The organism is Nakamurella sp., assembly GCF_048594475.1.
In the GTDB taxonomy this organism is placed as follows: Bacteria; Actinomycetota; Actinomycetes; order Mycobacteriales; family Nakamurellaceae; genus Nakamurella.
Genome location: NZ_JBMDXT010000154.1, coordinates 1 through 8,979 on the forward strand (window position 1 = coordinate 1; position 8,979 = coordinate 8,979).

At 75.3% G+C, this 8,979-nt stretch carries 6 protein-coding genes and 1 pseudogene; 2 read left to right on the top strand and 5 right to left on the bottom strand.

The features are described from left to right. Together ACOJUF_RS07610 and ACOJUF_RS07615 are read left to right on the top strand one after the other, a co-directional pair. Positions 1–2,507, top strand: a pseudogene (locus ACOJUF_RS07610) (hypothetical protein); the annotation flags it as partial. Positions 2,508–2,723: 216 nt separating this feature from the next. Then, on the top strand, positions 2,724–3,314 hold the full coding sequence (locus ACOJUF_RS07615; RefSeq protein WP_420121256.1) for a GtrA family protein: 591 nt from the start codon (positions 2,724–2,726) through the stop codon (positions 3,312–3,314). Between the two features lie 72 nt (positions 3,315–3,386). Here the strand turns inward: ACOJUF_RS07615 and ACOJUF_RS07620 are convergent, their stop codons facing one another. The 5 genes from ACOJUF_RS07620 to ACOJUF_RS07640 form a co-directional block, all read right to left on the bottom strand. Continuing rightward, positions 3,387–4,676: an ATP-binding protein gene (locus ACOJUF_RS07620; RefSeq protein WP_420121257.1), complete on the bottom strand. Its 1,290-nt coding sequence runs from the start codon at positions 4,674–4,676 to the stop codon at positions 3,387–3,389. 63 nt (positions 4,677–4,739) lie between these two features. Beyond that, on the bottom strand, positions 4,740–5,420 hold the full coding sequence (locus ACOJUF_RS07625) for a response regulator transcription factor (RefSeq protein WP_420121258.1): 681 nt from the start codon (positions 5,418–5,420) through the stop codon (positions 4,740–4,742). 76 nt (positions 5,421–5,496) lie between these two features. Further along, on the bottom strand, positions 5,497–6,954 hold the full coding sequence (locus ACOJUF_RS07630) for a PH domain-containing protein (protein ID WP_420121259.1): 1,458 nt from the start codon (positions 6,952–6,954) through the stop codon (positions 5,497–5,499). A 250-nt stretch (positions 6,955–7,204) separates the two neighbouring features. Then, a complete protein-coding gene (locus tag ACOJUF_RS07635) occupies positions 7,205–7,936 on the bottom strand; it encodes a YggS family pyridoxal phosphate-dependent enzyme (protein ID WP_420121260.1) in 732 nt (243 codons plus the stop codon). A gap of 182 nt (positions 7,937–8,118) precedes the next feature. Then, positions 8,119–8,979 (bottom strand): biotin--[acetyl-CoA-carboxylase] ligase (locus ACOJUF_RS07640; RefSeq protein ID WP_420121261.1); only part of this gene is annotated, 861 nt, incomplete at its 5' end.

Sequence of the window (8,979 nt, forward strand, 5' to 3'; positions counted from 1 at the left end):
CCGGCGGTGCGGCCGGCGGTGCGGCCGGCGGTGCGGTGTGCGGACTGCCGGTCATCGGCCCCGGCGACGAGGCCCGGGTCACCGTCGGCCTCGCGGTCGAACCCGACGCCCCGTCGGCGGCGCAGGCCCAGCTCACCCTGCCCGGCCAGGACCCGGTGGCCGCTGCGCTGACCGTCGAGGCCGGGATCACCCGGCTGGCCGCCGACCCGGACACCGCCCTGCCGGCCAACGGGTCGACCGGTGCGGTCACCCTGACCGCCACCGTCGCGGACGGCATCCGGCCCGGGTCGGTGACCGTCACCGCGACCGACCCGGCGGTCCGGGTGACCTGCGCGGACGGCCTCGACAGCTGCCCGGTGCGGGCCGACGGGAGCGTCCCGCTGCTGGTCACCGTGGCGAACTCGTTCACCGGCCGGCAGCTGACCCTGACGGCCACCGACGCCGGCGGCCGGTCGATCGCGGTCGACCCGATCACCGTGCTGTCGGCGCCCGCCCTTTCCGCCGACGACCTGACGACCGTCGTCCGCCCGGTCGCCGGCGGCTCCGGCCGGTTCGCCGTGACCGTCCACAACACCGGCGGCTCGCCGTACCCGGGCGGCGAGCCGATCACCGCGGCCGCCCCCGGCTTCGACGTCGCCGGGATCGACCCCGGCGACGGCGGCACCTGCACCGGCGCCTGCACACTCCCGCCGATCCCGGCCGGCCGCTCGGTCACCGTCGTCGTCACGCTCGACGCGCCGGCGACCACCCGGCCCGGGACCTACGCGCTGATCGTGACCGTGGTCCGGCCGCAGGCGACGACGTTCGCCGTGGTCGGCGCGTTCCACCAGGTCGTGGCCACCCCGGGCGGACCGTTCCCGGCCGGCACCGCACCGGCCCTGACGCTGGCCGTCGAACGCTCGGGCGACGCCACCGCACCCGGACCGCTGACGTTCACCTCGACCAGTCCCCTGGTCACGCTGTCCGGCTGCGGCGGCTCGGGCTCCGTCCTGACCTGCTCCGGCGACCGGCTCGGCGTGACCGTCACCATCGGCGCCGCGCAGCGGGCCGGGGCCCTGCCGGTCGTCGTCACCGATGCCGCCGGCAACCAGGTGCCGCTCACCGACGGGACGAACCCCCTGCAGGTGGCCCCGGCCGCCCTGACGCTCTCCCCGCTCTCGGTGGCCTGGCGGACCTGGGGCAGCACCGCCGATCTGGCGTTCTGGCCGCGGTCGTACCCGAAGGTCACCGGCACCATCGCCCACCTGCACCTGACGGTGACGAACCCGGGCGCCGCCGCCAGCACCGCCCGGCCGGTCCAGGTCGGGGTGACCAACCTGGTCGGCCCGCTGACCTGGATCCGGCCGCTGCAGTACTGCGGGACGAGCTGCACCCTGCCGTCCATCGGGGCCGGGAAGAGCACGACGCTGGAGTTCTGGGTGGTCCTGCCGCCGACGGCCAAGCAGGGCAGCATCGGGGTGACCATCGACGGGGCCACCCGGTACGCGACCGTCGCCGCGCTGCCGGCGCCGCCGGGAGTGCTCGCCGCGCCCGACGCGGCGGCCGACCGGGCCGCCCCGGCCGCGACGGACGGACCCGGCATCCCGACCGTGGCCGGCGAACCGTCGGTCCCGGTCGAGCCGACGGGACCGGCGGCCACGACCGGCGCCGACCCGACCCCGACCGGTGGCCCGAGCCCCTCGGGCGGCCCCGCCACGACGCCGGGCAGCACCCCGGACGGCCCGACCTCGGCGACCACGCCGGACGCCCCGATGTCCGGTCCGCCCACCAGCGCGTCGCCGACCACCGACCCGACGGCTCCCGGCAGCACCACACCCGGCAGCACCCCGACTTCCGGCAGCACGACGGCCGGCGGCACGGTGTCCGGCGGCACTGTCACCCCCGACCCGGCCGCCCCGGCGACCACGGCATCCGGGGCCGGCACCACCGCCTCCGGCACGACCGCCTCCGGCACGACCGCCGCCGGCACGACCGACGCCGGCACGACCGGCCCAGAATCGACCGGCCCCGGCACGACCGAGTCGGCCCCGCCGCCCGATCCGGCACACCTGGTGCTGGGCCGGCTCGCCGTCGGCACCGCACCGACCGCGGGGGGATCCGGGACCGTCACGCTGACCGTCCGCAACGACGGCGGCCAGCCGTCGGCCCCGGCGGCGATCCGGCTGACGGCGCCCGACGGCGTGACCGTCGCGGCCGTCACCGTCGACGGGGCGCACGCCGGTTCGGGCACCAGTTGCACCCTGCCGGCCATCGCGCCGGGCGACACGGTGACCGTCACCGTCACGCTCTCCGCCGGGCCGGACGCCCGGACCGGACCGGTGCGGATCGACATCCCCGGCGACGGCGCGGTGGTCGACCTGCCGGTCGCCCCGGCGCCCCCGGCCCGGTCGGCCCCGCCGATCTCGACCGCGCCGGGCGCCCCGACCCCGGCGCCCGGCTCGGCCCCGACCTCCCGCTCCGGCATGAACGACGACGGAACGGCGCCGGCAGGCCCGCCGGGATCGTGATCACCCCCACGCCGATCGAGACCCGGTGGGGGCCCTTCGCTGTGTAGATTCAGCAGGGTCCGGTGCGCGACCAATTTCTCCGGTCGAGCCGGCCCGAGAAATTTGACTATTCCTTTACTTGAATCCCGAGTTTCCTCCGGGTTGCGTGCCTGAGACGTTTTTCTCTTTCGCGGGTCGGGCCGATGACGAGCGTGCGACGACCCGTAGACTCGCGTCGTGGCCCTCATCGAAACCGTTCGGCAGCACCTGCCTGTCAAGTACCGGGAACTGGCAAAGTTCCTGGTCGTCGGGGGCACCAGCTACGTCGTCGACGTCGGGCTGTTCAGCCTGCTCTCGCACACGGTCCTGGCCGAGAAGGTCGTGACGGCGAAGGCCATTTCGGTCATCATTGCGACGATTTTCAGTTACATCCTGAATCGCGAATGGTCGTTCAACAGCCGGGGCGGCCGCGAGCGGCACCACGAGGCGATGTTGTTCTTCGTCGTCAACGGAATCGCCCTCGCGCTCAATCTGGTCCCGCTGGCCGTCTCGCAGTACGTCCTGGGCATCAGCACCGGCCACTACTCCTCGCTGACGGTGAGCATCGCGAACTTCATCGCGGCCAACGTCATCGGCACTGCGCTGGGTATGGCGTTCCGCTTCTGGGCGTACCGCAAGTTCGTCTTCCCCGAGGAGCTCACCCCCTCCCACCCGGAGATCGTCGCCGTCGAGACCGCCGCCCAGGCCGCGGCCGAGGCCCCGGCCACCGAGCGCATCCCCGAGCAGCCGACCCGGCCGGACGCCGCGGACTACACGCGCCGTCCCTGACCTTCTCCCCCTGGCCCGCCCCTTTCCGACCACCGCGCCGGACCGCCCTGAGCGGCCGGCGCGTCGTCGTTCTCAGGGTCCGATCGCGCCGGCCGCGGCCGACGCGGGCAACGCCTCGACCGGCTCGTCGGCCGGCGGGACGCTGACCGTCAGGAAGATCGCGAAGGTCGGCGGCACGGCCCGCCGCAGTTCCAGCCGGCCCCCGTCGGCCTCGACGAACGCCCGCGCCAGCCCCAGCCCGATGCCCGTCGACGACGCGGTGGACACCCCCCGGTCGAACACGTGCGCGACCAGCGCCTCGGGCACGCCCGGGCCTTCGTCGCTGACCTCGAGGACGACCATTCCCCCGGAGCTGCGGCCGGCCGGACGGACGAGGATGCCGACCGCGCCGGCGCCGTGCCGCAGCGAGTTCTCCAGCAGCACCCCGATGGCCTCACGCAACCGGCCGGGCGTCGCGTGCACCCGCACGTCCCGCGCGCAGCGCACGGTCAGCGTCCGGCCGACCGCGGTCAGCCGGAGACCCCAGTCCGCCTCGATCTCGGCCAGCTCGTCGAACAGCTCGAGCTCGCTGGCGCCGGCCGCCCGCTGCGAGCGCGCATTGGCCAGCAGGTCGTCGACGACGGTCACCAACCGGTCCGTCTGCTCCAGTGCCTCCTCGATCTCGGCCTGCACATCCGGATCGGGGTACTCGGCCAGCTCCTCCAGCCGCAGCCGCAGGCCGGTCAGCCGCGTCCGCAGCTGGTGCGAGATGTCACCGGCCAGGTCCCGTTCACGGGCGATCAGGGCGGAGATGTCCTGGGCGGAGGAGTCGAGGACGTCCGCCACGCGGTCGAGCTCGGGAATGTCGTACCGCCGGCGGAACGTCCGGAAGTCGCCCGAGCCGAGCCGCGCGGCCCGCCGCGCGACGTCGGTCAGCGGCGTGGTCAACCGTCGCGCGGTGAGTACGGCGACTCCGGTGCCGACCACCACCGACAGCAGCACGGCCAACGCGACCAGGGCGATCGCCTTCCACTGCTCGGCCCGCAGGTAGCTCTCCGGCACCGACAGCCGCAGGGTGCCGCCACCGGCCATGGCCAGTTGCTCGGCGTAGACCTGGTTGGACGGCGCGGTCCCGATCGACTGGTCGATCCGGCCGGCCATGGTGATGTCCAGCCGGCCGCCGGGGGGCACCGCCGCGGCCAGTTGCCCCAGGTCGATGGCCGACGAGCTGCTCTGGTTGGCGATCGACGCGGCGATCGACTCGAGCCGGGTGTTCAGGTCGTTGCGCATGAGGTCGTCCACGACCCGCCAGGACACGATGGACAACGGCACGCCGAGGGTGAGCACGGTGGCCGCGATGACCAGCAGGATGGAGACGAGCACGCGGCGGCGCATCAGCGACCCGGCCCGCGCGGGGAACGACGACCCGGGCGGCGCGACACGAACTCAGTCCGTCTCGAAGCGGAAGCCGACCCCGCGCACCGTCGAGATCCGCTGATCCCCGCCCTCGGTACCCGGCCGGGCGATCTTGCGGCGCAGCCACGACATGTGCATGTCCAGGGTCTTCGACGTCTTCATCGTCGGGTCGTTCCAGACCTCGGCGAGGATCTCCTCCCGGGTCACCACCTGCCCGGCCCGGCTCATCATCACCCGGAGCAGCTCGAACTCCTTGTTCGACAGGGTGACCTCGACCCCGTCGACCTCGACCCGCCGGGAGCCGGTCTCCACCCGCACCCCGCCGATCTCCATCAGGGCGGGCACCCGCCGCCGCAGCAGCGCCCGGACGCGGGCCAGCAACTCGGCCATGCGGAACGGCTTGGCCACGTAGTCGTCGGCGCCGGCGTCCAGGCCGACCACGAAGTCGGCCTCGTCGGTGCGGGCGGTCAGCATCAGCACGGGCAGGTCCTTGCCGGCCGCCCGGATCCGCCGGCACACCTCCAGCCCGTCCAGATCGGGCAGGCCGAGATCGAGGATGACCAGGGTGATGTCCGCCCCGTTCTGGCCGAATGCGGCCACCGCGGCCCCACCGGTCGGCGCCGGGCGGACCTCGTAACCCTCCCGCTGCAGCGCCCGGGTCAGCGGCTGCGCGATGGCCGGATCGTCCTCGACCAGGAGCACCGTCGTCACGTCGACCACCATACGGGTCGGTTCCGGGCCGCCCGCGGCTCCGGCCCAGCCGCCGCGGCGCCCCGGCCGGGCCCGATCAGGAGCGTGGTCCCGAGCCCGGTTCGCCGGCCCCGCCGGTCGCGGAGTCACCCGGGCCATCGGCCGCCGGCGGCCGGATCATCACCGTGGGTTCGGGCTCCGGCGGGGTGTCGAAGGACGCCGGCAACGGCGTCGATGCCGTGGGCTGGGCATGCCGGCCGCGGGCCGCCCCGGCCGCCGACGGGTCGGCCGAACCGGACGGGTCCGCCTGGTCGGCCGGGTCGGACGGGTGCGCGTGCGCCCCGGGCGAGCGGGTCAGCACGGTCGGCTCGGCGTCGCCCGCGGACGGGCTCCGGGTGGCCACCGTGGGATCGGCGGTGGGTCCGCCCCAGGCCGCCGGCTGGCCGCCGCCGGTGGGTCCGGACGCCGGCGGCGGGTAGCCCGCAGCGCCGCCCGGGTAGCCGCCGGACGGCGGGTACGAAGGCTGACCGGCGGCCCCGTAGCCGGGCGGGTAGCCGCCCGGCGGCGGGTACGCCGACGTCGGCGGCTGGCCGTCACCGGGCCCCGGTGGGTAGCTCTGGGTCGGCGGGTAGCCCTGGCCACCCGGTCCCTGGGCGTAACCCTGGCCACCCTGGCCCTGCGGATAACCCTGGCCACCCGGTCCCTGCGGGTAACCCTGGCCCTGCGGGTACCCCTGGCCACCCGGGCCCTGCGGGTAGCCCTGGCCACCCGGACCCTGCGGATAGCCCTGACCGCCTTGGCCCGGCGGATAGCCCTGGCCACCCGGACCCTGCGGATAACCCTGGCCCGGATAGCCGCCCTGCGGGTAGCCGCCCTGGCCGTAGGCCGGCGGCCCGTACGGCTGGCCGTAGCCGGCCGGCTGGCCGGGCGCGGCGGCCCACTGGCCGGTCGCCGGCTGCTCCGGCCGGGGCCCGGCCTCGGGAGCGGCCGAGCCCGGCGCGCGCCGGTCCCGATCGTCGGACGGGTCGGCCGCCCAGTCGTCGACCTCCATGTGCGGGCGGTGCAGCAGCTCCTTCTCGTCCCGGATCAGCTGGTTGAGCATCGACTGGACCTTGGACAGGTTGGCCACGTTGCGGAACTTCAGCGGCTGGTCGGCCGAGGACTCCACGATCAGCGAGCCGTACCCCATGAGCCGGCCCCAGAACGTCACCTCGGTCTCGATGTTGGCGATCTGGCCCAGCGGGATCTGGTGCTCCCGGCGCGAGAGCAGGCCGGTGCGGAAGAAGATGTGGTGATTGCTGATGACGAAGTGCTCGGTACGCCAGCGGATGAACGGCACCAGCACCAGGATGATCAGCGCGACGACCGCGACGGCGACGATCGCCCAGGTGACCCACCCGGGCCAGTCCCGGCCGTTGAGGAAGGCCAGCAGGGCCGCACAGGCCCCGACGATCAGCACGAAGAACAGGAGCGGAAGGATCAGCACCTTCCAGTGCGGACGCTTGCGGACGTAGATCTTCTCGCCGGTGACCAGCAGATTGTCCGGATAGGGCATGTGTTCTCCTCGGTCACTCCCCGTGGCGGATCCCTGATCCGGCCGGCCCGCGCCGACCGTCGCGCACACGCCGACGAGCGCTGACGTCACGCTACCGCCGCCCCGTCGGCACGACATCCCGACGGGCGGAACGGCACCCGGCCCGGCCGGCATTCACCCCGTCGGGGTGATCGGGCCGGGGCGCGGCGGCATGGTCCCCGGCCATGGGCCGGGCGTCCGCGGGGGCACCCGGCGTCGACGGCGCGGACGGTCAGCGCGCCGGCACCGGGGTCCGCGGGCCGAACACCGCCGAGCCGAGCCGCACGATCGTGGCCCCCTCGGCGATGGCGTCGGCGTAGTCGCCGCTCATGCCCATGGACAGCTCGGTGGCCACGGCCGCGCCCGGCCACCCCTCGGCGGCCGCCCGCGCCCGGATGCCGGCCAGCTCGGCATAGCCGCGGCGGACCGCGGCCCGGTCCGGCGAGTTCAGGCCGATCGTCATGAAGCCGCGCAGCACCAGGCGCGGGTGCCGAGCGATGGCGGCCACCAGGTCGGCCACCTCGGCCGGCGGCACGCCGGACTTGGTGGCCTCACCGGACACGTTGACCTGGACCAGGACGTCCAGCCCGCGGTCCATCGTCTCCAGCCGCGCCTGCAGCCGGTCGGCCAGGGCCGCGGAGTCCAGTGTCTGCAGGCAGCTGATGTGCGGCAGCACCATGGTGACCTTGTTCGACTGCAGGTGGCCGATGAAGTGCGTCTCGTGCGGCACGTCGGCCAGCTCGTCGGCCTTGGCCAGGACCTCCTGGACCCGGTTCTCCCCGATCAGGGTGCCGCCGGCGGCGATCGCCGCGCGGATCACCGCCGGGGGCAACGTCTTGGTCGCGAGCAGGATTCGGATCTGCGCCGGGTCCCGTCCGGCGGCCAGCGCCGCGGCGCGGACCCGGCCCCGGACGTCGGCGAGGCGGGCGGCGACGCCGCCGGTGGGCGCGGAAGGGTGGACCACGCCGCCGACCCTAATCGCGTGGCCCGCCACCCGGGTGGCCGCACCCGGTGGACGAGCGGGATGGCCGGTCGGGGTGCTACGCACCCGGTGGACGGGCCGGATGGCCGGTCGGGGTGGCCGGCCGGGACCGGCCCTCCCCGAGGCACCGTCAGGTGCGCGCCGGGCCGTCAAGCCGGGCCCGGTCAGCCGGGTGGGGCGGGGCGGACGTGCACGACGTCGCCGACGGTGAACGACTGCCGCCGGCCGGTCGCGTCCGCGACGACCAGCGCACCGCCGGCGTCGACGTCCACCGCCTCGCCGACCACCCAGCGCTGTGTCGGCAACAGCACCCGGATCTGCGCGCCGACCGTCACGCAGGCCCGCAGGTAGGCGGGCCGGATGCCGGCCGCGTCCACCTCGCCGGCCGCGACCGCCCAGCGGTCGCACCAGGATCCGAGCTCGTCCAGGATCGCGGCCAGCAGCGCGGCGCGGTCGAGCCGCCCGCCGGCCAGCGCGACGGACGTGGCGTCGTCCCGGGGCAGCTCGGCGCGGGTCAGCGAGATGTTGATGCCCGAGCCCACGATCAACCGGCCACCGGCCACCTCGCCGAGGATGCCCGCGCACTTGGCCCCGTCGATCAGCACGTCGTTGGGCCACTTGAGGCCCGCCGGCACCCCGGCCGCCGACCGCAGCCCGGCCACGACGGCCAGGCCCAGGACCGCCCCGGCCCACCCGCGGCGCTCAGCGGGCACCGCCGGCAGGTCGAGCGCGACCGAGACCATCAGGCCGGCGCCCGCCGGGCAGTGCCACTGCCGGCCGGCCCGCCCGCGGCCGGCGACCTGCTCCTCGGTGACCAGCACCTGCCCTGGGCGCAACCGCCCGGCCTCGGCCTGGGCGGCGAGATCGGCGTGGGTCGAACCGGTCTGCGGCGTCCAGTCGATCGGCCAGCGGTCGGGGTCGGCCAGCCGGGCGGTCACGTCCGCCGGATCGATCGGCCGGCGCGCCTCCTCGGCCTCGGGGCTGTCGGCACGGGCCTCGTCGGCATCGGGGCTGTCGGCACGGGC

Excerpts from the sequence above, each read along its gene's own strand:
- ACOJUF_RS07630 (WP_420121259.1), bottom strand. The coding sequence starts at position 6,954 with ATGCCCTATCCGGACAATCTGCTGGTCACCGGCGAGAAGATCTACGTC.